This window comes from Nocardia sputi, from assembly GCF_023501985.1.
In genome coordinates this window covers 1-25,531 of the sequence record NZ_JAMFLC010000029.1, presented here as the reverse complement: position 1 = coordinate 25,531, position 25,531 = coordinate 1, and the positions used below count along the sequence as shown (strand labels likewise).

Annotated in this window: 21 protein-coding genes and 1 pseudogene; 10 read left to right on the top strand and 12 right to left on the bottom strand. The window is 67.1% G+C overall.

Annotated elements, in window-relative coordinates; genetic code table 11:
- Positions 1-104 precede the first annotated feature (104 nt).
- From M8859_RS31180 to M8859_RS31170, 3 genes are all read left to right on the top strand, one after another.
- A complete protein-coding gene (locus tag M8859_RS31180) occupies positions 105-632 on the top strand; it encodes a flavodoxin domain-containing protein (RefSeq protein WP_195071780.1) in 528 nt (175 codons plus the stop codon).
- A gap of 365 nt (positions 633-997) precedes the next feature.
- Entirely contained in the window at positions 998-1,819 is an 822-nt protein-coding gene (locus M8859_RS31175) for a universal stress protein (RefSeq protein WP_249645346.1), read from the top strand.
- A 17-nt stretch (positions 1,820-1,836) separates the two neighbouring features.
- Positions 1,837-2,697 carry a universal stress protein gene (locus M8859_RS31170; RefSeq protein ID WP_195071779.1) on the top strand — a complete coding sequence of 287 codons (861 nt, stop codon included), beginning with the start codon at positions 1,837-1,839 and terminating at the stop codon, positions 2,695-2,697.
- Between the two features lie 37 nt (positions 2,698-2,734).
- Here M8859_RS31170 and otsB read toward each other — a convergent pair whose 3' ends face one another.
- A complete protein-coding gene (gene otsB / locus M8859_RS31165; RefSeq protein WP_308221243.1) occupies positions 2,735-6,709 on the bottom strand; it encodes a trehalose-phosphatase in 3,975 nt (1,324 codons plus the stop codon).
- A gap of 139 nt (positions 6,710-6,848) precedes the next feature.
- On the opposite strand from otsB, the gene M8859_RS31160 reads away from it, so the two are divergent.
- Both M8859_RS31160 and M8859_RS31155 read left to right on the top strand, forming a co-directional pair.
- A complete protein-coding gene (locus M8859_RS31160; protein WP_195071778.1) occupies positions 6,849-7,844 on the top strand; it encodes an Acg family FMN-binding oxidoreductase in 996 nt (331 codons plus the stop codon).
- Positions 7,845-8,094: 250 nt separating this feature from the next.
- A complete protein-coding gene (locus tag M8859_RS31155; protein ID WP_249645345.1) occupies positions 8,095-9,102 on the top strand; it encodes an Acg family FMN-binding oxidoreductase in 1,008 nt (335 codons plus the stop codon).
- A gap of 33 nt (positions 9,103-9,135) precedes the next feature.
- Here the strand turns inward: M8859_RS31155 and M8859_RS31150 are convergent, their stop codons facing one another.
- Complete coding sequence (locus M8859_RS31150; protein ID WP_195071776.1) at positions 9,136-9,546, bottom strand: DUF302 domain-containing protein; 411 nt, start codon at positions 9,544-9,546, stop codon at positions 9,136-9,138.
- 33 nt (positions 9,547-9,579) lie between these two features.
- Positions 9,580-9,849, bottom strand: coding sequence for a metal-sensitive transcriptional regulator (locus tag M8859_RS31145; protein ID WP_195071775.1), 270 nt, complete (start codon positions 9,847-9,849; stop codon positions 9,580-9,582).
- A gap of 155 nt (positions 9,850-10,004) precedes the next feature.
- Between M8859_RS31145 and M8859_RS31140 the strand changes: the two genes are divergently transcribed.
- A complete protein-coding gene (locus M8859_RS31140) occupies positions 10,005-10,616 on the top strand; it encodes a mycothiol-dependent nitroreductase Rv2466c family protein (protein ID WP_195071774.1) in 612 nt (203 codons plus the stop codon).
- Complete coding sequence (locus M8859_RS37940; RefSeq protein WP_504928423.1) at positions 10,616-10,858, top strand: DUF8730 family Cys-rich protein; 243 nt, start codon at positions 10,616-10,618, stop codon at positions 10,856-10,858. The genes M8859_RS31140 and M8859_RS37940 overlap by 1 nt, the downstream gene beginning before the upstream one ends.
- 80 nt (positions 10,859-10,938) lie before the next feature.
- Here the strand turns inward: M8859_RS37940 and M8859_RS31135 are convergent.
- From M8859_RS31135 to M8859_RS31110, 6 genes and pseudogenes are all read right to left on the bottom strand, one after another.
- Positions 10,939-12,271: pseudogene (locus tag M8859_RS31135) on the bottom strand (MFS transporter).
- Positions 12,268-13,560 (bottom strand): rhodanese-like domain-containing protein, encoded by a 1,293-nt coding sequence (locus M8859_RS31130; protein ID WP_249645344.1) that lies wholly within the window; start codon positions 13,558-13,560, stop codon positions 12,268-12,270. The pseudogene M8859_RS31135 and the gene M8859_RS31130 overlap by 4 nt, the downstream one beginning before the upstream one ends.
- A 240-nt stretch (positions 13,561-13,800) precedes the next feature.
- Positions 13,801-15,420: an ABC transporter permease gene (locus tag M8859_RS31125; RefSeq protein ID WP_249645343.1), complete on the bottom strand. Its 1,620-nt coding sequence runs from the start codon at positions 15,418-15,420 to the stop codon at positions 13,801-13,803.
- Positions 15,417-16,331 (bottom strand): ABC transporter ATP-binding protein, encoded by a 915-nt coding sequence (locus M8859_RS31120; RefSeq protein ID WP_195071773.1) that lies wholly within the window; start codon positions 16,329-16,331, stop codon positions 15,417-15,419. Before M8859_RS31120 ends, M8859_RS31125 begins: the two co-directional genes overlap by 4 nt.
- On the bottom strand, positions 16,328-17,782 hold the full coding sequence (locus M8859_RS31115) for a serine hydrolase domain-containing protein (RefSeq protein ID WP_249645342.1): 1,455 nt from the start codon (positions 17,780-17,782) through the stop codon (positions 16,328-16,330). The genes M8859_RS31120 and M8859_RS31115 overlap by 4 nt, the downstream gene beginning before the upstream one ends.
- Positions 17,783-17,977: 195 nt before the next feature.
- A complete protein-coding gene (locus M8859_RS31110) occupies positions 17,978-18,964 on the bottom strand; it encodes a 1-phosphofructokinase family hexose kinase (protein ID WP_195071771.1) in 987 nt (328 codons plus the stop codon).
- 647 nt (positions 18,965-19,611) lie between these two features.
- On the opposite strand from M8859_RS31110, the gene M8859_RS31105 reads away from it, so the two are divergent.
- Positions 19,612-21,138 carry a bifunctional aminoglycoside phosphotransferase/ATP-binding protein gene (locus tag M8859_RS31105; protein ID WP_195071770.1) on the top strand — a complete coding sequence of 509 codons (1,527 nt, stop codon included), beginning with the start codon at positions 19,612-19,614 and terminating at the stop codon, positions 21,136-21,138.
- Positions 21,139-21,551: 413 nt separating this feature from the next.
- On the top strand, positions 21,552-22,964 hold the full coding sequence (locus M8859_RS31100) for a wax ester/triacylglycerol synthase domain-containing protein (RefSeq protein WP_308221242.1): 1,413 nt from the start codon (positions 21,552-21,554) through the stop codon (positions 22,962-22,964).
- Between the two features lie 102 nt (positions 22,965-23,066).
- On the opposite strand, the gene M8859_RS31095 is transcribed toward M8859_RS31100, so the two are convergent.
- Entirely contained in the window at positions 23,067-23,807 is a 741-nt protein-coding gene (locus tag M8859_RS31095; protein ID WP_195071769.1) for a hypothetical protein, read from the bottom strand.
- 497 nt (positions 23,808-24,304) lie between these two features.
- On the opposite strand from M8859_RS31095, the gene M8859_RS31090 reads away from it, so the two are divergent.
- Positions 24,305-24,883, top strand: coding sequence for a CBS domain-containing protein (locus M8859_RS31090; RefSeq protein WP_195071768.1), 579 nt, complete (start codon positions 24,305-24,307; stop codon positions 24,881-24,883).
- A 40-nt stretch (positions 24,884-24,923) separates the two neighbouring features.
- Here M8859_RS31090 and M8859_RS31085 read toward each other — a convergent pair whose 3' ends face one another.
- Positions 24,924-25,178: a phosphopantetheine-binding protein gene (locus M8859_RS31085; protein ID WP_249645341.1), complete on the bottom strand. Its 255-nt coding sequence runs from the start codon at positions 25,176-25,178 to the stop codon at positions 24,924-24,926.
- Positions 25,179-25,181: 3 nt separating this feature from the next.
- Positions 25,182-25,397 carry a 2-oxo acid dehydrogenase subunit E2 gene (locus M8859_RS37385; protein ID WP_249645340.1) on the bottom strand — a complete coding sequence of 72 codons (216 nt, stop codon included), beginning with the start codon at positions 25,395-25,397 and terminating at the stop codon, positions 25,182-25,184.
- Positions 25,398-25,531 lie beyond the last annotated feature (134 nt).

Below are 25,531 nucleotides of genomic sequence, written 5' to 3'. Positions count from 1 at the left end.
GGCGAAGGTCCCATGGCAAGGGTCGGTTCGACTCTGTTCCGGCCGCTCTCTGCCGCCCTACCGTCGGAATCCTTACCCGGCACGGCGCAGAGGAGAGATTCGTCATGCGCGCGCGAATTATCTACGAATCGATGTTCGGCAATACCGCGGCGATCGCCGAGGCCATCGCACAGGGATTGCGTGAGCATGCCGAGGTCGAAGTCGTGAATGTGGTGGCGGCGGCAGAAGTGTGTGGGCCGACGCTGAACCTGCTCGTGGTCGGCGGCCCCACCCACGCCTTCGGGCTCAGCCGCTCCCAGACGCGCCGCGACGCCGCCAAGCTCACCGATGCACCGATCGCGACCGACATCGGCGTACGGGAATGGCTCGCGGACGCACTGCCGGTATCGCCGGGCCACCGCGCGTTGGCCTTCGGCACCAAAGTGGCCAAACCGCCCTGGCTGCCGGGCTCGGCCGCACGCGGTATCGGGAAACGACTGTGCCGATTGGGCTACTCCCTCGCCGATCAGCCGGTGGACTTTCTTGTCGACGATACGACCGGCCCGCTCATACCGGGCGAGCTGGACCGCGCTCGGGTGTGGGCGGGCCGGATTGCTCACACCGAACTCGACCGAATGACCCACCACACCTGACGGCACACCGTCGCGAATACGTGTTGCGCTCGGCACACCGCTGGCCCCATGACCATCCTCCGGATGCTCATAGCCGTCCGTTCCGGTCGCAGCCGAGAGCGTCGGCCACGAACCGCCCAGGATCCGGAGACGCCGCCACATCCAGCCATGCCGCCGGAGGGAAACCGGCATGCTGCCGAAGGACCTCAGCATTCGGGACCAACGCCAGCCGTGTTCGAACTCACCGGTCCCTACTCTTCGAGTACGCAAGCATCGACTTTCGAAGGGGCACCACGTATGTCCGCCAGTCTCCTCGACAGCCCGCACCACCTGGCATCCGCTGCCGTAGTCGTCGGATCGACGGTTCCGAAGCCTCCGATCTGGCCGTGCGGTTGGCCGCCGAGACGGCCGCCCAGCGCGGACGCAGGCTTCTGATCGTGCACGGCCTCGACCTGGCTACTACCCAGGCTGTTTTCGGCCTGTACGACCTGGTGTTGCCCGCGGTCGCCCAGAAACTGCGGGAAGAAGGCGCCGCCCGATTGGTTCGCACAGCGCGGCCGGCCCGCCGCGTCGACCCCGAACTGCGCGTCGACACCGAACTGTCGCCCGCTCATCCGGCCACCGTGCTCATCGAACGATCGGCCTCCGCGCACCTGGTGACGCTCGGCGTCGGACACGGCGGCAGGCGCGCCCACCTGGGCTCGACGGTGTTGGCGGTGACCGCCCACGGCCACGGCGACATCGTGGTCGTCCACGACACCGGAAGCGAGCAACGCACCCGCGCCGACGGACCCGTCGTCGTCGGCTTCGACGGTAGCCCCGCCGCCGAAGCCGCGGCGGGCGCGGCGTTCATCGAGGCCGACATTCGTGGCAGTTCGCTCGTCGCGGTACATGCCGCCGGCTTCACTCCGCATTCGGAAGCCGGCGCCATCGAACTCCTTCCGGTCCGGGAGCTGGAGACCGCCGCACAACGCACGCTCACCGAGCAACTCGCCGGTTGGCAGGAGAAATATCCCGAGGTCCGGGTCACTCACAAGGGCTCCATCGCCCGGCCACGCACTCTGCTCACCGCGTGGTCGAAGTCCGCGCAATTGCTCGTGGTCGGTAGCCGGGGCCGCGGCGGGTTCCGCGGCCTGTTGCTCGGGTCTACCAGCATTTTCCCTGTCCAACATGCCCATTGCCCGGTCATGGTCGCCCACGGGGCTTAGAAGAAAGCGAAAATCACATGTCCAGCATCAATCCGCCGATTCTCGTCGGTTCCGACGGCTCTGCGACCTCACTGGCCGCGGTCCGCTGGGCTGCCGCCGACGCGGCCCGCCGACGCGCACCGCTGAACATCGTCTACGCGATCAGCACGCCGATCGACTACGGTCCCGGCATCGCCATTCCCCAAATCGACCACGACAGCTACCGGCAGGAGGGACGGACGGCTCTGGAGATCGCGCGCAAGAACGCCGTGGCGGCGGCCTCATCGATCGGCGAGCTCGACATCACTGCCGATCTCGTCGAGGCGCCGCCGATCCCGGTGCTGCGCGACCGATCCAAGTCCGCGCGGCTGCTCGTCGTCGGCACCCACGGGCTTGGCGCCTTCAGCCGCAGCATCCTCGGCTCGGTGAGCACGGCGCTGGCCCGGCACGCCGCATGCCCGGTCGCGGTGATCCCGGCCGACGGCGAGCATGCGGAAGGCCCGGTGGTGGTCGGCGTCGACGGCTCGGCGTGCAGTGCCCGTGCCGTCGAGGTCGCCTTCGACGAGGCCGCCCACCGCGGCGCCGAGCTGGTCGCGGTGCACACCTGGTCGGAGTTCTTCCGATACATCTCGCGCGCGGAAATGCAGAACGAAGCCGAGGAACTGGTGTCGCAGAGCCTGGCCGGCTACGGCGAGAAGTATCCAGAGGTACGGGTGCGGCGGATCGTGGTCGAAGATCGCTCCGCCAAGCGACTGCTCGGCGAGGGCGAGAACGCGCAGCTGATCGTCGTCGGCAGTCACGGGCGCGGCGGCTTCGCCGGCATGACCCTCGGTTCGGTCAGTCAAGCGGTGCTACACGGTGCGAAAGCGCCCGTGATCATCGCAAGGTCGGCAAACTGACTCGCACCGCTGCGCACCAACGGTCCAGCCCGCGGATCTAGGGTATCGAGTTCACCAGCCGGATCGTCTCCCCCGGCTTCAGGCGTGCGGTCTGATCCCGGCAGGTGATCTCGATCGGCGCCGACGCGCCAGGATCCGAGCTGATCTCGATGCCCTGCCCGCTGACCCGCACGGTCAGCCGGTGGCCGCGATAGATCATCGGAAACGACAACGCGCCCAGAGTTTCCGGCCAGTAAGGGCAGAACACAAGGCGGTCGTGGCGCAGTTCCATTCCGGTGAAGCAGCGTTGCAGCAGATCGACGCTGCCGGCCATCGCGGCGATGTGAATTCCCTCCGCGGTGGTGCCACCCTGGATGTCGGCTACGTCGGAGCCGAGCACGAGGTCGAAGAACTCCACGGCACGATCACGGTTGGCCCGCGCCAGCACCCACGAATGCACCAGCGCGCTGAGCGTGGAGCCGTGCGAGGTGCGTGACAGGTAGTAGTCGATGGTCCGCGGGATCATCTCGCCGGGCAGCTCGTAACCGAGGTGACCGAGCAATTCCCGGAGTTCGTCGGCCGACAGCAGATAGAACAGCATCAGCACATCGGCCTGTTTGGCGGCCCGATAACGGTTGACGTCGTCGCCTTCGGCCTCGAGTATCCGGTCCAGCCGCTGAATGTTGCCGTAACGGCTGCGGTAGCGGTCCCAATCGAGTTCGGCCAGTCGCTCGTAGCCCTCGAACTGGCTGATGACTCCGTCGTGGAACGGGACATACATTCGCCGGGCCACATCTCGCCAGTGCTCCGTGTCCGACGGCCGCACCGACAGCGTCTCCAGCAATTCCGTTCGTTCGCGCGGGGCCAGCAGATCCAGCGTGTCGATCGCACGCCGAATCACCCAGGCCGCCATCACATTGGTGTACGCGTTGTTGTCGATCCCGGCGTCAGGCGCGTCCGGGTAACCGGAATGGAACTCGTCGGGACCGATGACGCCACGGATGGTGTAGCGGTCGCGCTCGGCGTCGTAGCCGGCCAGGCTCGACCAGAAACGGGCGATATCCACCAGCAGTTCCGCGCCGCCTTCGACGAGGAACTCGAGGTCGCCGGTAGCCTGGTAGTACTGCCAGACGTTGTAGGCGATGGCGACCCCGATGTGGTGCGCACGGTGGCTGGGATCGGGCTTCCACCGTCCCGACAGCGGATTCAGGTGCATTCTCTGGCTCTCTTCACGGCCGTCGCTGCCGGACTGCCACGGAAACATCGCCCCGGCCAGTCCCACTGCCGCGGCCGCCCGGCGCGCCTCGGGCAACCGTCGATAGCGGTACCGCAGCAGTGCTCGGGTCAAGGTGGGGAAACGCGGATTCAGCACCGGGAAGACGAACAACTCGTCCCAGAACACGTGACCGCGATAGGCCTCACCGTGCAAGCCGCGCGCGGGTACACCCACATCGAGATCCGTGGTATTCGGCGACAGTGTCTGCGTCAGATGCAGTAGGTGCAGGCGCACGAGCCGCGTCGCGTCCTGCGCTCCATCCAGGTCGATGCGCAGCCGCGCCCATAGATGCTCCCACGCCACGGCGTGACCTTCGAACAGGTCCGCGTACCCGCCGGCGACGGCGATCGTCCGGGCGGCCTCTTCCTCTGGACCCGCTGCCGCGTTGTCACGTCCGGTGAACACGGCGACAATCTTCTCCAGGGTCACCGACCCTCCGGCTGTGATGTCGACGGCGCACTCGTGGCCGATCAGACCATCTCGATCGATCAACTCCCGCGGCGGGTCGACCGGTTCCCGGCCGCGCCGCAGGGTGCTGCGCGTCGCGATAGCCACTGATCTGCCGGAGGTGTTGGTCCGCACCGCGAGCAGCACCGAATCGTCGGACAGGGCTGTCGCGTGCTCGGCGGTCAGGTGCGTGCCCGACAGGGCGCTGTAGCGCTCCACCAGGTGATTGCGCACCCTTCCGTCGATCGCCGACCGGAGTCGCAGAGTACCCGACCAATTCTCGGCGGTGATCGTCGCTTCCAACGCGCCCAGGTGCGGGCGGTGCATGGCGATGAAACGGCGTTGCGACATCGTAGTGATCCGCCCCGAGACATCGCGGAAACGGAACAGCCGCACGAGTTCGCCGCAGCGCAGATCCAATTGCTGCTGGTAGGAAACCAGTTCGGCGGCATCGACGTCGAACCACTCTCCGCCGCCGATCTGGAAGGTCACCGGAAGCCAGTTCGGCAGATTCACCAGACTCTCGTTGTCGATGACGTGCCCAGCGATCTCGTCGGAGAGCCGGTTGTACACCCCGGCCACATAAGTACCCGGATAATGGACCGCCCCCGCCACACTTTCCGGCGCCGCACCGCGGGTGGCGAAGTAGCCGTTTCCGACAGTGCACAACGCCTCGCGAAGCTTCTCCTGGGCGGGGTCGTACCCATCGAAGATGAGCATCCACGACTCCGGCACGATGGCACCCGATTCGGTGCGCGACAATTCCGCCAGCCGCTCGAGGAAAGCGTGAACCTGCCGTGGCCCGGCGACCGAGAAGCGGGCAGCGGTGTGCCTGTCGCCGGACTCTTCGGCACGCACCACGATGGCGATGCCGTCGGCTTCGACGGCATCGAAGGCGTCTTCGTCGGTCAGATCGTCCCCGAGATAGATCGGCAGTACCGGGGCGGTTAGATGGTCGAGAATCCACCGCAGCGCGGTGCCCTTGTCCCAGTCGACATCCGGTCGCAATTCGGTGACGCGACGGCCGTGCGTGACACGTAAGCCGGCCGCATGTCCGGCCTGGTGTACCGCGGCAACCACCCGTCCGACATCCTCTACCGCGACATTGCGATGATGAACCGCGACCGCGAAGCGCTTGTGCTCGACCAGCACTCCCGCGATGTCGTCCAACCTCTGCCCTAGTTCGCGCGCGGCCTCGGCGAGTGCACGCTCGGCTCCCGGCACGGCGTCGTGGACGTGCCGGGTACCGTCCGGGGCCATCAGTTCGAAGCCGTGGCTACCCGCATACCAGATGCCATCGACACCGACGCGGTCGCGCAGATCGGTCAGATCGCGTCCGCTGATGACCGCGACCGGGCATCGGATAGCAAGCGTTGTCAGCACTGTCGCCACGCCGTCGATAGGTTCGGCGTCGGCGGGATCGGCGACGATCTCGGCCACCGTGCCATCGAAATCCAGTAGGACAGCCCGCTTTTCGGTGCCGAGCAGATCCACGATGCGCGACCAGCACTCCATGGCGTCGGGTAGCTCCGAGATTCGCCGGAAGCCGCCACACAATCGCACCTGCTCCAGGTCGCCTACAACGATGTCCGCCCCCTGCGCCAGCAGACGATCGGTGCCCGCGTGCCGGTCGACTCCGATGATCAGTGCGAACCCACCGCTACGTCCGGCCGCCACCCCCGCCTCGGCGTCCTCCACGACCACCGTTCGATCCGGTTCGGCACCCAGCCGCCGGGCTGCCTCGAGCAGCATCGACGGATCGGGCTTACCCGGCAAGCCCAGCCTCTCGGCATCGATACCGTCCACCCGCACGGTGAACAAGTCGGCGACACCGGCAGCCGTGAGCACCTCCGCACAGTGACGGCTGGCTGAGAACACCCCCGTACGGATGCCCGCCTCGCCGAGCCGCCGCACCAGCGTGACGGTCGATTCGAATACCTTTACCCCCTCGCGCGCGACTCGCTCCAGGAAAAGGTGATCCTTTCGGTTGCCCAGCCCGCATACCGTCTCAGCACTGTCCGAATCGGACGGTCTCCCCCAAGGCAGTGCGATCCCTCGTGCGGCCAGAAAATCCGCAACGCCCCGATAACGCGGTTTGCCGTCCACGTATCGTAGATAGTCGTCCTCGGTGAACGGTGAGCGGTCCTGCCCGGCACCCGCGGGGCGTTGGTTCAGGAAGGAATCGAACAATTCCGTCCACGCCGCGGCATGTATCGACGCGCTATCGGTGACCACCCCGTCCATATCGAAGATCACCGCGTCGTGTCGGCGCGCGTCGATCGGCGGTACCGCCGTGGCACCTTTTCCCACACATACAGCCTGAACGGACCGATGCCTCCCGTCTAGGGGCCGACGTCCCGGGAGACTCGGCCGACAGGGGACCACCTGCGGTGGGATTCGGGACCTACGACTCCTCCGGACATCGCCTCTGGATCCCTACCGTGACGGTATGAACCAGCTACCGTCCGGAGAAACCATCGAGAAGGCCGTTTTGCTCGCCGGCCGGGCGCCGTCGCTGCACAACAGCCAACCCTGGCACTGGAGCTTCGACGGCCACACCCTGCGCCTGTTCGCGGCGCCCGAACGCATGCTTCCGGCGACGGACACATCCGGCAGACAGATGCTGATCAGCTGCGGTATCGCTCTGGACCATCTGCGCGCCGCGATGGCCGCGGCGGGCTGGCGAGTCCATGTCGCCCGCTTCCCCGATCCCAACCGCCGCGAACACCTGGCCAACATGACCTTCGAACCAGCTCGGATCGTCACCGAAGCCGAGCGTGCTCGCGCCGACGCCATCCTCCGGCGGCACACCGACCGGCTGCCGTTCCAAGCGCCCACCGGATGGCCCGACTTCGAAGAGGTCCTACGATCGACCTTCGATCCCTTCGACGCAACACTCGACGTGCTGGGTGACGAGAGCCGCCCCAGCCTCGCCCGCGCCTCGGAGATGAGCGCGGCACTGCGCCGCTACGACGCCGGCTACCACGCCGAACTGCAATGGTGGACCGGGCATACGATCGCCGACGCGGGAGTGCCCAGCAACGCGCTGATCTCCCAGGAGGAACGGCAGCGAGTGAGCGTGGGCCGCAAGTTTCCGACCACCACCGGCGACCGGCGCGGCGAGATCACCGAGGACCATTCGGTGATCCTCGTCCTGTCCACTGACCGCGACACACCCGAGGACCTGGTGCACTGCGGTGAGGTGCTGTCCACGGTGTTATTGGAGTGCACACTCGCCGGGTTCGCGACCTGTCCGTTGACCCACCTGACCGAGGTGCCGAGCAGCCGTGCCGTGGTCCGCGAGTTGACCGGACACTCCGGGCTCCCCCAGGTCTTGATCCGCGTTGGTATCGCGCCCGAATCGGCGCCGAACGCCCCGGCGACTTCACGCCGCCCGCTCAGCGAGGTCCTCGAAATGCCTGAATCCGCCCGCAAGCCCGATTGAGTTCGTCCATACCCCACGCTCCATCCGATCCCGCAGGGACCAGTGCCCTCGCTGGTCCCAGCACGCGCGTCTTCACCGTCCTCGTGATGGAACCTGGCAGTCTGGTGATGGAGCGGAAGATGCTGCGGGGTATCACACAGCGCGTGGAGAGGCATGGACGGGAGCACCGGCCATCCAAGATGACAAAAGGCCCCAGGCTGCGGACGCATGGCCCGTATCCGCAGTTTCGCGTACCGAGAACACTCGAGGAATGACCGCGAACGACGATGCACCCGCCATTTCGGTGCCCGATCATCGGACGATCCTGGCCGCGTTGGGGCTGGCCACCCGCGCGCCTTCGGTGCACAATACCCAGCTGTGGCGGTGGGTGTTCGACGGCACACGCCTACACCTCTACACCGACGCCGACCGGGTACTGCCTTCGACCGACCCGCACGGGCGCCAACTGGTGATCAGCTGCGGGGCCATGCTGCACCACGCGCGGACCGCTTTCGCCGACCAGGGCTGGCACACCGACACGATGCGGGTACCCGACCGGCAGCGACCCGACCACCTCGCGGTAGTCGAATTCCGGCCGTGGCCGGACCCACCCGAGGGTATCCACACCCGAGCGCTCGCCATCGAGCGGCGGCGCACCGACCGGCTACCGATGACCGAACCGGAGGGCTTCGCCGATATCCTCCCCCGACTGCGGATGCTCACCTCACCGCACGAGGTGGAACTCACCGTCCTGGATGACAACGCACGCCCTCGGCTGGCCACCGCCTCCGAGCAGGCCGGGGCTCTGCGCCGCCACGACTTGCTATACCAAACCGAATTGGAATGGTGGGCAGGACATTCGGATACCCCCGAGGGCGTACCTGCCTCCGCGCTGGTCTCCGACGCCGAAAACGCTCGGGTCGGAGTCGGACGCGCGTTCCCTCCAGCCCCACATTCGAAGCGACGCGCCCGACTCGATGATCACGCGCGGCTGGTGGTGCTCAGCAGCGAAGGGGACTCGGTGACCCAGTGGCTGCGTACCGGAGAGGCATTATCGGCCGTCCTGCTCGAATGCACCGCCGCGGGACTGGCGACCTGCGCGCTGACCCACATCACCGAATTGCCGACCACCCGCGGGGTGCTCAACGGACTCGTCCCTCGCCCGGCCGCCCCACAGGTGCTGATTCGCGTCGGCATCGCGCCCGACGACGCGGACATGATTCCGCCTACTCCTCGGCGGCCGGTGACGGACATTTTCACCGTCACAGGTTCCCGCTGACTCGCACCCGATGGACTACGCCCGCTGGGTATGTCACACGGAATTCGCGGTGCTCAGGGAGTCGATGGCGGCCTGCAGCTTGGCGGCTGCTCGGGTGGCTACGGGTTGCAGTGCCGGTTCGTTCGTCACCTGAACCATGAGTTGCGGATTCATTGCTTCGACGATGACCTCGGAATCGGAGCCGGGGTTCTGGCGCACGACGACGTTGCAGGGCAGCAGGAGTCCGATCTGCCGGTCGATCTCGACCGCTTCGTGGGCCAAGGGTGGATTGCAGGCGCCGAGGATGAGGTAGTCCTCCATGTTCTCGTCGAGCTTGGCTTTCAGGGTGGCCCGGACGTCGATCTCGGTGAGGACGCCGAATCCTTGCTCGTTCAGCGCGGCCCTGGTCCGGTCGACGGCGTCGTCGAAGCTGGTGTGCAGAGTGGTGGACAGTCCCAGATTCATGGTTCGGTCCTTTCGTGAGGGGACGATTGCGAGTCAGGCCAGAGCTAGGAACAGCTTCTCCAGCTCCTCGACGGTCATCGGCTTCTGGCCGTCGGAGGCTCGGCCGGTGAGGCATTCGCGCAGTCCGGTCGCGACGATCTTGAATCCGGCGCGGTCGAGTGCCCGGGAAACCGCGGCGAGTTGGGTGACAACGTCTTTGCAGTCGCGACCCTGCTCGATCATGGCGATGACGCCGGCGAGCTGACCATGCGCGCGCCGCAGCCTGTTGAGTGTTTCGGTGATAGCTGTTTCGTCGCCGACCATGGTTGCTCCTTCTTTCTTCGGTACCTCCGTCATGATACCGCTGGGGGTATATCCGGCCGATCCTGTGACGCTTCGACATGCGATACCCCCGGGGGTACATTGACGATATGAGCAATATACCCGCCCGGGTATCTGGCGGTGACAGGAGGATTTCAGTGGCCGATATCGATCTGTATGTGGATCCTGTATGCCCATTCGCTTGGGTGGCGGCGCAGTGGCTGCTCGACAGTGCCCCCGACGAGCATGCGGTGACCGTGCGGCAGATGAGCCTGGCCGTGCTCAACGGCGATCACGACGTCGATGCCGACCACGCCCCGATGATCGTCCGATCACGTCGGCTCGGCCGAGTGTTCGCCGCCGCCGTCCAGCGATACGGCCGGACCGCGTTCACACCGCTCTACCTCGAGTTGGGTCAGCGGTGGCATGCGGGCGGCAGCCACGCCGACGCCGCGATGGCTGCCGCGCTAACCGCGACCGGCTTTGATCACCAGCTGATCGAAGCCCTCGACGACACCCGTTACGACACCGCTGTCGCCCACACCCATCACGCCAGCCAAACAGCGCTCGGTGGGCGGAGCGGCAGCCCCATCATCAGCGTCGACGGTCACGTCTTCAGCGGTCCGGTCTTGACCGAGCCACCCCAGCCCGGACACGCCGCCGAGCTGCTGGCTGCCGTTATCATCGCGGCCACCACTCCCGGATTTGCCGCGCTGCAGCGCCCATACCAGGGCCCGCCCACCCTCGCAGGCGCCGAGGAACAGCGCTGATGTGCCCCTCCATCATGTGCCGTGTCTGTGGCAAGACCACCTGGACCGGCTGCGGCGCGCACATCGATGCCGTTCGCGTCGCCATCCCGCCGGACCAGTGGCGCCCTGGACACGACGACGACCACGCTCCGAACCGCGTTTCCGGACCACGTCCCGGTCGCCGGTGGTTTCCTCGGGGGAGGGTCCGATCGGAGATAGATCAGACAGTCCCGCCAACTCACGCCAGTGCCACTGTGGGTTGATCAGTCAGGACGGCGGCGGTGCATAGATGATGACGGTGACACCGATCGCCGTCACCCCTCAGCTGGTTCGGGCGCAGCGGTTATCGCTCCTTCTTCGTTCGCGACATCCTGTTCTGACCGGCGCTCGGGTGCGGTGCCGATTCGGCGGGTGGTCGGTGGGTTTCGTACATGCGTATGCCAACGGCCACGGCGGTGGCTGCGCTGACTGCGGCGGCGGCCCAGACCGCGGCGTGCAGGCCCATCAGGTCGGCGACGATGCCGCCGAGGATGGCGCCGACGGCGTAGCCGAGGTCGCGCCAGACGCGGTAGACGCCGACGGCGCGGCCGCGCCAGACGGGGTGGGCGACATCGCCGATCACCGCGAGCAGGGTGGGATAGACCATGGCGGTGCCCGCTCCGAGCAGGATGGTGCCGACCGCCCAGCCTGCGAATCCGTGGGAGGCGGCGATCAGTGCGAGGGCGGCGGCTTGGGTCGCCATACCGGTGGTGATGAGGTGTTTGCGGCCGATGCGGTCCGACAGTGCCCCGGTGACCAGTTGTCCGGCGCCCCAGACCCCTGGGTAGAGGGCGAACAGCAGCCCGATCTGGCCGACGGACAGCTCGGAGGCGGCGAACAGCAGCGGGAACAGTCCCCAGGACAGGCCGAAGTTGAGGTTGTTGACCAGTCCGGCGAGGCTGGCCGAGGACAAGGCGGGTTCTCTGAGGCTGGTCTGGACGGCGATTTGCCGGTCGGTGAGCTCGGCGTGCAGGTGGTCGTGGCAGGCCGTCGGCGCGGGGGGTGTGCTGGCCTGCTTCCAGGTGGGCGTGGCCTCGGGTTTCTCGGATGAAGACCCCGGACAGCAGCAACGCCAGGGCGGTGTAGGCCAGCCCGAGCAGGAATGGTGCCGGACGTAGTCCGTAGTGTTCGGCGAGGTAGCCCGCGAGCAGGGAGCTGATCGCGACGGCGCCGTAGCCGGCGGCTTCGTTCAGCCCCAGGGCCAGTCCGCGGCGGGTGGGCCCGACGAGGTCGATTTTCATGACGACGGTGGTCGACCAGGTCAGGCCCTGGTTGATGCCCAGTAGCACGTTGGCCGCCACGACCCACCACCAGTTCGGGGCGGTGATGAGCATCAGCGGCACCGGGGCTGCGAACAGCCAGCCCACCAGCAGGACCGGTTTGCGGCCGTAGCGGTCGGAGAAGGTGCCGGCGAAATAGTTGGCGATGGCTTTGGTGATCCCGAACGCGGCGACGTAGGTGAAGATGAGTGTGTAGCCGGTGAGCCCGAATTCGGATTCGGCCAACAACGGCAGCACGGTCTGCTGCTGGCCGACCATTCCACCGACCAGCGCGTTGACCGCGACCAGAAGCGTGAACTGGGCTGCGTTCTCCCGCAACCCCAATACCGGGGGGCGCACACCGGCGCGCAGGCTCATGATCCGGCCTGCAGATCCTGGCCGAGGGCGCGGGCATAGTCGCCGGGGCCGCCGTCGAGCACCCGGATATCGGTGCGGCCGTGGCGTTCGAGGAGACTGGCGGCGGTCATGGCGCGCTCACCGTGGCCGCACATCACCACCACCGGCCCGGCCGGGACATCGACCAGATGCTCAGCGAGCGAAGCGAGTTCAATGTTGCGGGCACCAGGGACGTGCCCGGCGGCGTACTCGCCGTGCTGGCGGATATCCAGCACCGCCGCCGACGGGTGCGCGGTCAGCTGATCGGCGGCGAGCAGCTGCGCCGCGGCGCTTTCGACCGGCCCGGTCCAGGCGTTCATGCCACCGTGCAATTCTCCGGCGAGGGTGTCGAAGCCGACTTTGGCTGCTTCCCAGACGATGTCGTCGGGATTCTGTGTGGTGTCGCGGACGATGACGATCGGCCGGTTCGTATCGGCCAGCCAGCCCAGCCAGGTGGCGAACACCGGGCGCAGGGTGATGGCCAGTGCGCCGGGGATGTGCTCGGCGGCGAAGTCGGCCTGGTGACGCACGTCGACGACCTGGGCACCCTCGGCGATCAAATCGGTGACCTCGTCGGCGGTCAGCGGCTCCAGTTCCGGGGTGGAGCCGAGCACGGCCGGGCCCTTGTGGTTGATCTCGCCCAGCCGCAGGAAATAGTCGGGGAAGCTGCCCATCGAGCCCAGCAGGGCCTCGACGAAGGCGTCCTCACCGTCGGCCTGCAGCAGCGGATTGGTCGCGCGCTCTTTGCCGATGGTGCTGACCCGCTCACCCCCAAGTGAGGACGAGCAGAACGACCCCGCACCGTGCGTCGGCCACACCGGGGTGTCCTCGGGCAGGGTCATCAGCCGCTGCAACGAACGATATTGGTCCCGCGCCAGCGGGATCGTCTGCTCGGGGCTGACCAGGTCGGTGCGCCCGGCGGTGCCGACCATCAACGATCCGCCGGTGAACACTCCCAGCAGTTTGTCCTCCTCATGCAGCAGGTAGGACAGGTGCTCGGGGGAATGGCCCGGGGTGAACCACGCGTGCAGGGTGAACGCGCCGATGGCGATGGTGTCGCCGTCGCCGAGAGCGATCACCTCGAATCCGCGTGGCCCCACCTCGGGTGCCAGGACGGTCGCGCCGTCGATATCGGCGAGCGCGCGCCCCGGAGATGAAGTCGGCGTGCAGGTGGGTTTCGACAGCGAACGCGATCCGCAGACCGCGCTGCTGCGCTTCGGAGCGCACTTGGCGCAGGTCGCGTTCCGGGTCGAGCACCAGCGCCCGGCCATCACCCAGATCCAGCAGGTAGGTCGAGTTGCCCAGCCCCTCATCGATGATGGGAACAAGCGTGAAATCGGTCGGCATCGCAGAACTCCCGCGCGCCTCCGGCATGGCGTGGTGCTACGGCTGATCGCCCACCGACCAACCAGGCAGACGCCCGAATCATCGGCAGTCCTCATTCCGCTTCGGGCCTCGCCGAGTACTCGCGCGACGAGCGACAACGTGTTCGCCAGTGGACGGAGTCCTGGTCAATACCCGACGTCGCGGCGGCGAAAACCGGCGGCAGCGAGTATCAGCCCGGCCAGTGCGGTCAGGATGATCACGAGTATGGGCGTGGCGGTGACGGTATACAGCGGCACCTTCGGAATGTGGGTGAACGGCGAGGCGTCGTCGAACCAGTCGGGCAGATCGAATGCGGCCGCGAAGAGCAGCGCCACGGCGCAGTAGGCGAAGGCGGCCCACGCCACCGCTACAGCCGCTCTCGGAGCCCAGCCGAGGCCGAGCACCGCAACCGCGATCACCGACCAGACCGCCGGTAGATACACCAGCGCCACACCGGTCATACGCAGTGCCTGTCCTGAATCGGAGATCGTCAACCCGTACGCCAGACCGATGCCGAAACCACCGACAGTCAGCACGAACGCGCCGCCCCCCACAGCGATGGCGAGATGGCTCGCCAGCCAGCGATACCGGCTGACCGGAGCCGCCAGCAGCGGCTCGGCGCGTCCCGCGGTTTCCTCCCCACGCGCGCGCAGCACACTGGCGACGCCGAACGCGGCGGTGAGCAGCGCGACGATCGACACCGTCAGGGACAGATACGAGTTCACCGCGTCGGCCGCGCCGCCGGGAAGGTAGGCGGCGATCTCGGGATTGTCGTCGAGATAATCCGCGATACTGTCGGCGAACGAGCCGTACGCGGCGCCTAACGCGAAAACGGCCACGGCCCACCCGGCCAGCGAACCGCGCTGCAACCGCCAGGCAAGGCCGAGCGGCGAGCCCAGCGCCCAGGACGCGGTCGCGCGCCCCGTGCCGTAGGGGAGCAGTCCGGCGCCGAAGTCGCGTCGATCCAGCAGAGCGAAGGCCGAAGCGGTCAGAGCGAAGGTGGCGGCGGCGAACAGCAGCACCGTCCACCAGTGGTCGCCGGCGTACGGGTAGCTGCGCTGGGCCCATCCGATGGGCGATGCCCAGGAGGCGGCTCCGTTGCCCACATCGCCGATCGCGCGCGCTACATAGGCGGCCGCCAGAGCAAGCCCGACCGCCCCGTAGACGCTGCGCGGATTCTCGAAGATCTGCGCGGCGACCGCGGTGACGGCGGCGAACGTGACACCCACGCCCCCGGTGACTGCTCCCAGCAGCAGGGAGCCACCCGTCGGCAGCCCGGTACCGACCGCGGCGACGAAAAGCACCAGCACGACGGCGGTATCGGCCAGCCCCGCCAGTGTCAGCGCGGCGACGGTGGGTGCCCGGCGCCCTACCCGCGCCGAGCGGAGCAGTTCCGCGCGCCCGGTCTCCTCGTCCGAGCGAGTGTGCCTGCCGACCAGAAACATATTCATCAACGCGACCACGACCGCCAGGTACGCGAGTATCTCGAAAACGATCTCGCCGCCGATGGTCGTCAGCAATTGCGTCGGCCCTCCCATGGCGACGGCGGCCGCACTGGCACTCATCGTCTCGCGCAGCTGCGCGAGCTTCTGCGGCGTGTCGTAGAAGCGTTGACTACCGACCGACTGGAACGCCAGCAGCGCGGCGGCGCCGAACAGCCAGCACGGCAGCGAGAACCGCTCGCGTCGCAGCGCGAAGCGCAGCAGCGTGCCCGCCCCGGAGAGATCTTGCCGCAGCGTCGGCCGCGAAATCAAGGCGGTGCTCACCGGTTCTGCTCCCCTGAAGGGGCCGATGCGGCGCCGTAGTGCCGAAGGAAGATGTCTTCGAGTGTGGGTGGCGTGCTGGTGAGGCTGCGCACGCCGAGATCAGCGAGTACGCGCGTCACGGCGTCGAGGTGGGCGGTGTCGACATCGAACCTGGCCCGAGTGCCGTCGCGGACGAGGTCGTGCACTCCCGCCACCGCGTCCAGCCCCGCCAGCGGCCGGATGGTTTCGACGGTGATCGTGGTGCGGGTCAGATGCCGCAGCTCGGCTAAGGTGCCGCTTTCCACGGTGCGCCCGCACCGGATGATGCTCACCCGATCGCACAGTGCCTCCACCTCGGCCAGAATGTGACTCGACAGCAGGACGGTCCTGCCCTCGTGCTTCCATTCCGCGACGCAGCGCTGGAATTCGGCTTCTTTCAGGGGGTCGAGGCCAACGGTCGGCTCGTCGAGCAACAGCAGCTCCGCGTCCGAGGCCAACGCCGCGACGAGCGCGACCTTCTGCCGGTTGCCCTTCGAGTAAGCACGGGCCTTCTGGTGTGGATCGAGATCGAATCGCTCCAGCAATTCGGCGCGGCGGCGCCGGTCGATCCCGCCGCGCAGACGGCCCATCAAGTCGATGACCTCGCCGCCGGTGATTCCGGGCCAGAGGAGGACCTCACCGGGCACATAGGCCAATCGCGCGTGCAGTGCGACTGCGTCCGACCACGGATCACCGCCGAGCATGCGCACCGTCCCGGAATCCGCACGCAGCAGTCCCAGCAGAATCCGAATCGTCGTCGTCTTACCCGAGCCGTTCGGACCCAGGAACCCATGGATCTCACCGGTGCCTACGGTCAGATCCAGTCCATCGAGCGCTTTCGCGGGACCGAACGATTTCGTCAGGCCGGCGATCGTAATCGCGGGCTCGGTCATCTGGGCATCCTTTCCGCCCGCCGGGCCGGCAAGGTTCTCGACTTTCGCAGCGTCATGGGATGCAGGTCGAAGTGCATCCTCATCGCCCCCGTGCCGGACTCTCGACTGAACAGAATCCTGCCGGTGCCCAGGCCCCACCGACCCATATCGATGCGGAAGGCCAAGGGATCGTCGGTATCGTCGGGGTGCAGAGGCAGTCCGCGCACCAGGGCGGGAATCGGGGTCAGCACCCGCAGCACTGGTCGGCCACCGCTGATCCGCACTTCGGCGCCTGCTCCTACCATCGATCGGGCGCGGACATCGGTGAGCGCTCCGGGCAGTGGATAGAAGCCGCAGATCTCGGACCAGATTTCCGGTCGGTGCGCGACGTCGTCGCGGATCGCCGGTTGCGCGACACCCAGGATCTCGTGCAGTAGGGCGGAGGATTCGGCCGGAAGCCAGAGCATGGCGCGATGACCGCCGGTGACGAAGGCCAGGACGGCCTGTCCGTCGTCGGGGGCGAGCCAGATCTGGGAGTTGAAACCGGGCAGGATGCCCTGATGCTCGAGCACCCGATGGTTTCCGGCTTGACCGCGGAAGAATCCGAGGCCCATTCCCGGCACCCGGGGATCGGGCTGGTACTGCGGTGCGAACATCATCGCCAGCGTCGCGGATTCGATCACGGATCCGTATTCGTTGCCACCGCCGCCGAGCAGTGCGGCGATATAGCGGCCGATATCGCGCGGAGTGGAGTAGGCCGAGGACGCCGCGGCGGTGATCATCTCGCGATGGGTGATCTCTTGCGGCCCGTGCGCGCGCAGTCGGTATCCGACCGCCCGCCGCGCCGCGGCTGCGGGCGGAGTGAGACTCGTGTCGAGCATGCCCAGCGGCAAGAAGAGCCGCTCGCGCAGATAATCGGCGAATGGGACGCCGGTGACGTCGGCGACGATCTGGCCGAGGGTGGCGAAGCCATGGTTGGTGTAGGTCCATCGGCTGCCCGGTTCGGCGTGGACACGCAGGCCGCGCCGGTAGTACCGGCTCAGCGGCGGTACGGGTTCGCCCGGCGCAACGCTCTCTCCGAAATCGGGGTCCAGTACCCGCCTGGGATGGGCTGTCTCACCGATGCCCGAGGTGTGGGTCAGCAGGTGGCGCGCCGTTACCGGCCCGAACCGCGAATCGGCGGGGACCAGACGATAAGCGCGTAGATACGTGCTCGCCGGGGCATCGAGATCGATCAGTCCGCGCTCCCACATCTGCATCACCGCGATCGCGGTGAATGTTTTGGTGATGGACGCGATCCGGAAGATCGTGTCCTGGGTGACCGGACGGTTCGCCGCGAGGTCGGCCATCCCGTGCCCAGCGAACTCCATTCGACCCTCACGCACCACGGCGACCGCGGCGCCCACCACGGCACGCCGACCGAATACGCGTACGATCCGGTCCGCTAGTCGCAAGTCCTCGTTTACCAGCACGGTTTCCCCATTCGCTCGCTGCCGTCGTTGCACTCTCAGCGTGCGGCTTCGCGGAGGGCGTTGGAGGAGGACATCGACTCGAAGGCGGAGGTCGAACGTCCCACACTTTCCCGCAGACCCGTCGGATGGCGGCCGCGCTGACATCTGTCCACCTCTGTCCTGTCCACGTACTGTGGCTCGGAGCGCGTCGGGCGGCTACCGCAGCGGCGGGGCCGTCGGCCGCGCGAGGTCATCGGCCTCCCCACCAGAGCCGTCGTCGAGCAGAGATTCTCGGTACAGCTCCGCGATGTGCCCGCAGCGCCCGGGGCCGGTACCCGCCGTGGCCAGCGCTGCCGTCGCGGCGGCGATACCCAGACGCACCGCGTCGGCGAGTTCGTATCCCCGTGTCAGCCCCACCGTGGTGCCGCCCACCATCGCATCGCCTGCACCGATACCGCTGCGCACCCGCGCCGGGATCGCCGCGAACCACTCGTGCCGGTCACGAGTCACCATGAGCGCTCCGGCGGCGCCGAGGGAAAGCAGGACGATCTCGGTCATTCCGTCGGAGACGAGCCGCCGAGCCTGCGACAACTGTTCCGTGCGATCGATCAGCGGATGCCCGACGTAGTCGCCGAGTTCCCGCACGCTGGGCTTGATCAGATAGACGCCGCGGCGGATACTGCGCAACGCGATGTCCGAAGTATCCAGCACCACACGCACACCGAGTTCGCCGGCGAGATCGGTGAGGGTCTGATAAAAGTCCGAGGACACACCCGGTGGCAGAGTTCCGCTGGCCACGAGGTAGCTCCCGCGGCGCACCGCACGCTCCACCTCGGCCAGGCAGCGATGCTGTTCCGGGTCGGTGAGCCGCGGGCCTGGAAAGACGAATCGGTACTGCTCGCCGCTGATGGTTTCGGTGACCGAGAGACTTTCCCGGGTCGATTCGGCTACCCGCACCGGCCGCGGCGGCACTCCGGTATCGCGCACCAACTGCTCGAGCAGGCGACCGCTCGGGCCGCCGGTGGGAAAGACCGCGGTCACCTCGACGCCCAGCTCGGCCACCGTGCGCGCGACATTGATCCCGCCACCGCCTGGGTCGAAGCGTGGTCTCGCGCAGCGCATCTTGTCGGTCGGTACGACTCGCTCGACCCGAGTCGCGAGATCGATCGCGGGATTCATCGTCAATGTCACGATCCGGCCCACCGGAACCTCCTCGCTCCGTCCTTTCGCAGCGACCTCGCCGGAGACGGGCGCGCGCATCGACGGGCCTATGTCGCGACAGGCCGATCTAGTCGAGCGTCGAGTTCTCCGGACCCTGGCCCGTCGTCTGTGGAGATGATCGCTGTCCCGCCACACGAAGTCCGTGAAACGACCGGACGCCTCGGTCTCCGTCACAGCGCATCGCTGTCCGGCACCGATTACTCTGCCCACTGGCGCACGGCCGTAGCAGAGTCGGCGGCCCCTCAGGCGCTGGGACTAAGGTCCCTGCCCTCGACACCCGGTCTCTGTCTGGCGACTGTTTGTCGCTAGCTACTGGCGGGACCGGTCGGTTGCGCTTTCCGGCAGGGTCGATCCGGACATCGGTTTGATGCTTGCTCAGCTCGAACTCGTCGCGGCGGTGTCGAGCGTGGCCGGGCAGGACCGCGACATCAGCGCTCGGCAGGGAAATGGCCCCCAGGCGACGCTGTAGTCCTCGCGCGCCGATGACATTCGTACCGCGACAGAGGGGAATTCGTCCTCCAGATTATCTCGGGTGCTTCCTGTGAGACTGGTCGTGCCGGGAGGTCCTGCCTGGCGCGATGGAACCAATCGTCCGGCAGATCGACTCGTCTTCGAGAGGGAGCGCCGTCATGTTCGATGTCTCGACCTTGCGCACCGTGCCCGGCACCTCCCACGCACAGGAACCGTTCGCGCAATTACGTGAGACGCATACCGGGCTGGTGGTGCTGTGTGGGGACCGCGCGTACAAGGCGAAGAAACCGGTCATCACCGACTTCCTCGATTTCGGCACGCCCGAGAACCGGGAGCGGGCGTGCGCTCGCGAACTCGAGCTGAATCAGCGCCTCGCACCCGACGTCTATCTCGGTCTGGCCCATCTGACAGACCCGGAAGGCGGCGCCGACGAACCGATCATCGTGATGCGCCGGATGCCGGACGCGTCACGACTGTCCACCACGCTCACCGGCCCGGCTCGCGAAGCCGTCGAACTGTCCGCGCTCGCGCAGACCCTGGCGCGCTTCCACGCGGGCGCTCGCCGCGGCGCCGACATCGATCGCGCCGGTACACCTGCGCAGTTGCGTCGGCGATGGAACAGTCTACTACGACCCCTGCGGCAATATACGCACGAGATGAGCGATCCCGACCTCTTCGTTCGCGCCGAACATCTGGCCATGCGCTACATCGACGGCCGCAACGCCCTGCTGACGGAGCGCATTGCCGACGGCCGCATCGTCGACGGTCACGGCGATCTACTAGCCGAGGATATCTTCGTCCTGCCGGACGGCTTCCGAATTCTGGACTGCCTCGACTTCGACGATGAACTCCGCTATGTCGACGGCGTCGATGACGCCGCCTTTCTGGCGATGGACCTCGAATTCTTGGGGCACCCAGGGGAATCCGACTCGTTTCTCGAAGATTACTTGCACGCGGCAGGCGACTCGCCCCCGCCGTCACTTCGGCACCACTACATCGCATACCGGGCGATGGTCCGGGCGAAGACCGACCATATCCGCGCCGACCAGGGGGATGTGCAAGCGGCCGGGCGTGCCGAGCGGCATCTCGACCTCGCCGTCGAACACCTGGAGCAGGGCGCCGTCCGTCTGGTGCTCGTGGGTGGCCTGCCCGGCACCGGAAAGTCCACGGTGGCAGCCCGGTTGGCGGCGGCCACCGGCGCAGTCATGATTTCCAGCGATAGTGTCCGCGCTGAGCTGCGCACCACGGGATCCATCACTGGCGCGGCGGGCATCTTCGGGGCCGGCGTCTATCGGCCTGCCGTGAAAGCACTCGTATATACTCAGATGTTGGACCAGGCTCGGCAGCGGCTCGAGCGCGGAATCTCGGTAATTCTCGACGCCAGCTGGACAGACTCCGACCAGCGCGCCCGAGCCGCCGCCTTGGCCGACGAGACTCGCAGTGATCTGGTACCGCTGCGGTGCGTCTGTCCCCGGCCCCTCGCCGCCGAGCGGATCGGCGCCAGACCCCAGGGCGACTCGGACGCCACACCCGCGATCGCGGCCGCGTTGGCGGCCGCGGCAACGCCATGGCCTGAGGCGCTCGTGCTCGACACCGCACAGCCGATCGAGGGCTCGATCGGCACAGCGTTGGACGCCTGGCGCGGTGCGGTGGTCCCGGCTTCTGCCGCCGTCAGGCGTGGATGAGCAACACCCGGCGGCCGATCGGATGGGCAGACGATGGCCTCTGCTCCCGGATACGCTTCCGGGTATAGGACAAAAGGCCTTCGGATAAGGGTCTTCGTCATCGTTTGCCGTCGACCACAACTGAACAGACTGAACGGTATGGAAACCGTCGTGTGCCTGGGGCCCCGCGCGATCGGGCGCGGACCGTTCGCCGGTGAGATGCCTTACCTGCTGCCCGCCTCGAGATTCGATCTTCCTCACCGCCGGTGCCGAGGTCCGCGATCCGAGGCGTGCCGATTGCCCGGCCCTGCACGCAACTATCGTCAGTTCGCAGGCCCTCATTCACACCGCGCGCCCCGTGGAACAAGGCCGGACGCACGGCTGAGAACACGCAGCGGTTCGACGAGGCACCTGGTAGAGGAAGGCAGCAGGTAATGGACTCCCGCGAATCCCACATGTCGCAGTCGGACCTGTTCTCGTGGAACATGGAGCGCGATCCGGTCCTTCGCTCGACAATCGTGTCGGTCCTCGTCCTCGACACCGAACCGGACTGGGATCGCTTGACGCGAACGATGGATCGCGGTACTCGTCTCGTGCCCAGATTGCGACATCGGCTCGCCGACTCGTTGCTCGGCCTCGCCCCTCCGAGGTGGGCACTCGATCCGGATTTCGACCTCTCTTGGCATGTGCGTCGATCCGCGCTACCGGAACCGGCGACCATGTCCGCAGTGCTCGACTTCGCGCGAACCGAGGCGATGACCGGATTCGATCCGGTCCGCCCGCTGTGGCGTTCGACCTTGCTCGGCGGTTTGAAGGGGGGCGGATGCGCCCTGGTGCTGACTGTGCACCACAGTCTCACCGATGGCATCGGCGGCATCCAGATCGCTACGTCGCTGCTCGATTTCGACCGCGCGGGCACCGACCATGGTCATCCGCCCGAGCCGCTGGACGACCGCACGAGCTCACTTCGCGACATCATGGTGTGGAACTGGTCGGTCGGCTCAGATCTTCTTCGCGGCGGTATCCGTTCTACGCCGCCGACCTTCTGGCGGGCACTGACCAATCCCGCGCAGGCGGTCCGCGACAGCGCCGCGCTGGCGAACTCGCTCGTCCACTTGGCGAGGCCCATCACTACGACGATGTCACCCGTGATGACCGGACGAAGTCTCGGTCGCCGGTTGGCGGTGCTCGACATTTCCCTCGAGCGGCTACGCGGCGCCGCGTGGGCCACGGGTTGCACCCTGAACGACGCCTTCCTGACCGCTGTGGTGATCGGGCTGCGCACATATCACGACCGGCACGGAGCGACGATCGACCACCTGCGGGTGACGATGCCGATCAGTCTCCGCACCGCTGACGACCCGCTCGGCGGCAACCGTATCACCCTCGCTCGCTTCGCGTTGCCGGTCAGCGGCGCCGAGACCGCGGACCTGATGCGAGCTGTCGGCGCCGCGGTCGCGGGTTGGCGTCGCGAACCGGCGATACCGCTGTCGGGTGCCATCGCGGCCGCGCTGAATCGGCTGCCTGCCGGGCTGCTGACCGAAATGCTCAAACACGTCGACTTCGTCGCCTCCAACGTCCCGGGCTCCCCCGTGCCTCTTTACATCGCCGGTGCGCGGATCGAGCGGATGTACGCCTTCGCCCCAACCATCGGTACGGCCGTCAACGTGACGCTGACCTCGCACGCCGGGACCTGTTACATCGGAATCAATGCGGACACCGCCGCGATCCCGGACCTGGAAACGCTGACCGAGTGCCTCACTGCGGGCTTCGCGACCGTGCTGGGGCTCGAACCGGGATCCGGGGCCGAATCTACGGAAGAAGCGTCTCGGTCAACGCCGGTGTAACGATTCCGTGAGGCAAGCCGTACACCGCGCGCCGCCCGGAGCCGTCGTGCACACCAGGGCGGCGGCCGACGGGGCCGATCGCGTCGCTGCCGTTGCATCGGTTCACGATTTGGTGCGGGGTGATGTCGTCGGCGAATCCAGCCGACCGCGCGACTTCCAACCGCGACGAGTGTTCTCACCTGTTCGAGAGGAAGCCCTCAGATGTCCCGGCTCCAGGATGCGCACCAGGAACGCTCCCGTGGTCGCTGCCATCACCGCGGCCATCACCAGACCGGCGAGAGCCCCGATCACCGCAGTGACCACCGCCGGTTGCCCAGGCCGCCACAGCGGGCCGGTGACCACCAGGAAAGCGCTCAGCCCGGTGATCCAGCCCACGGCGTTGGCCCAGATCCACAGAACCGCTCGGTCTGACCATTGCCGCAAGACATACCACTGTGCGACACCGAGAGCGAACACCATCACGATCGCACCTGCCGAAACCGTCGGCATTTGTATACCGATCGGCCAGTCACCGATTCGGTCACCGTAGAGGAGGGGTAACAGTCCGACGGTCCATGCGACGACAGCACCGACGACCGTGGCCGCGACCCAGTCGCGGGCCGCAAAGCCCCGCAGTCGGCTGCGCAGGACGCGGGCTTGGAACCAGCCCAGCACACTGCCTTCGACCGCACCCGCGATCAATAGCGCGGCAGCGATCACGCCGGGCGACGAGTCGGCGATGAGCGCACCGACACAGGCGAGCAATGCGAAGCCGAGGGCCTCGCCGCTGGTAACCGCGACAAACCAGCGACGCCCGAGGTCGCGGCGTGACGGCACGACCTTGCCTGCTCCCACGTCGATCACCGGATAAGGGTCGAGCGTGTCGGTGTGTTGCCGCGGATACGCATTTTGAAGAACCGCCTCAACCTCTCCCCCATCGTCCGCGACACCCCGACGGGCAGCCGCAATGCCGGCAACACCGGCGAAGCGCCGAGCCCTGACCTCGCATATCTGGTGATTGTCACAACTGCCTCTCCCGGCCTGTCGAATCGCCTCGTCCTATACCTCGATCTTCTGCTGCGCTTTCGTGCTGCCACAGAAACGAAAGTCACCATCCGATGGCCGTTCGGAACATGCACAGGACCCTGGGCATCGCCACGCCCCGAGGACGTTGGTCCCGGAGTGAGAGGGCAGGACGCCTCTCACGTAGGCGCTGGAGGACGATCAAGCTGAACGTATGTCGTCGGACCAGTCGCCTGTCGCTCATCGAACGTCGAGCGGGGTGCCCGCGAGCCACGTCGCGGCCTGTTCTCGACCCGGCACGACAACACGTCCACGGCCACGTTCCGGAGGTGATACCGATGTACGCACGGGATGTCCTCAGCCGACCTGTCGTGACGGCGCGGCCGGAAACACCGTTGAGTCAGGCGACCGCACTGCTGACCGCGCACGGCTTCGCCGCGCTGCCGGTCGTCGACGAGCAGGGGCGAGTGGTCGGAATGCTGGCCGAATCAGACGCACTGGCAGCGGATCCCGACATAGGAGCCGCCACGGTCGAACAGGTGATGTCGGCACCGGTCGAGGTCGTCACACCCGGTACCGACACCGCGACGATCGCCTCCCGCATGCTCACCGGGCACCTTCGATCAATGCCCGTCGTGGAGGCCGGACTACTTGTCGGAATCGTATCTCGTCGCGACCTGCTGCGCGCCTTGATCAGCGATGACGCAACCATCGACGCGAGAATCCGAGCATTGCTGGACGACTACGCAGGCAGCCGTCGGCAGTGGTCGATCGAGATATCCGACGGAGTGGTCACCGTTCGCGGCATGTTCGCCGATCCCAGCGAACAACGGGTCATCGCCGCTCTGGTCCGCACTGTTGACGGTGTGCGCCACGTGGAGGTGGTCGACGACGCCAGAATCGTCCCAGACCGCTGAGCTCAACGCCCCTCCGTACGCAGAGCCATCGGGGTGGGGTTCAGCGGGGACTGGTGAGGAAGTCGACGCAAGAGCGGATCGTCGAAAGCCGTGGGTAGTCGCTCTCCTCGATCCGGCCGCCTGCGGTGGAGAGCCGTTCCACGAAGCTGAGGAAGTCGATCGAGTCGAGTTCCAATGCGCTGCGCAAAGGTTCGTCCTGGCCGAGGGCGGAGATGTCGGCCTCGCCGGCGAATCCGCGCAGTGCGTCGCGCACTATGCCTTCGGCCTTCTCGCGGAACATGGTTCCGGGCATCATGCTTCACAACTCCTCTGGCTGTTGGAGCAGGTCGGCGACAGTGTTGAGAAAGCGGGCTCCGACCGCGCCGTCGCTGGCCCGATGATCCGCCGAGAGCGTGGCGGTCAACTGGGGACGCACGCCCAGCAGCCCGTTCACCGCGCAGGGACGTTGGGCGACAGCGCCGAAGCCGACTATCGCGTCCTGCGGCGCGGCGATTACGCCGAAGACCGAATCCACCCCTAACTGTTGCGGGTCGTGACGTTGGTGACGCGGTGCAGGGGTGGTGTGCTGAGGGGCGGTTCTTTCGGCGGCAGGATGTGAAGCGCCAACTCCCACGTCCGCCGTAAGCCGAAAGAACCGCCGTGATTCAC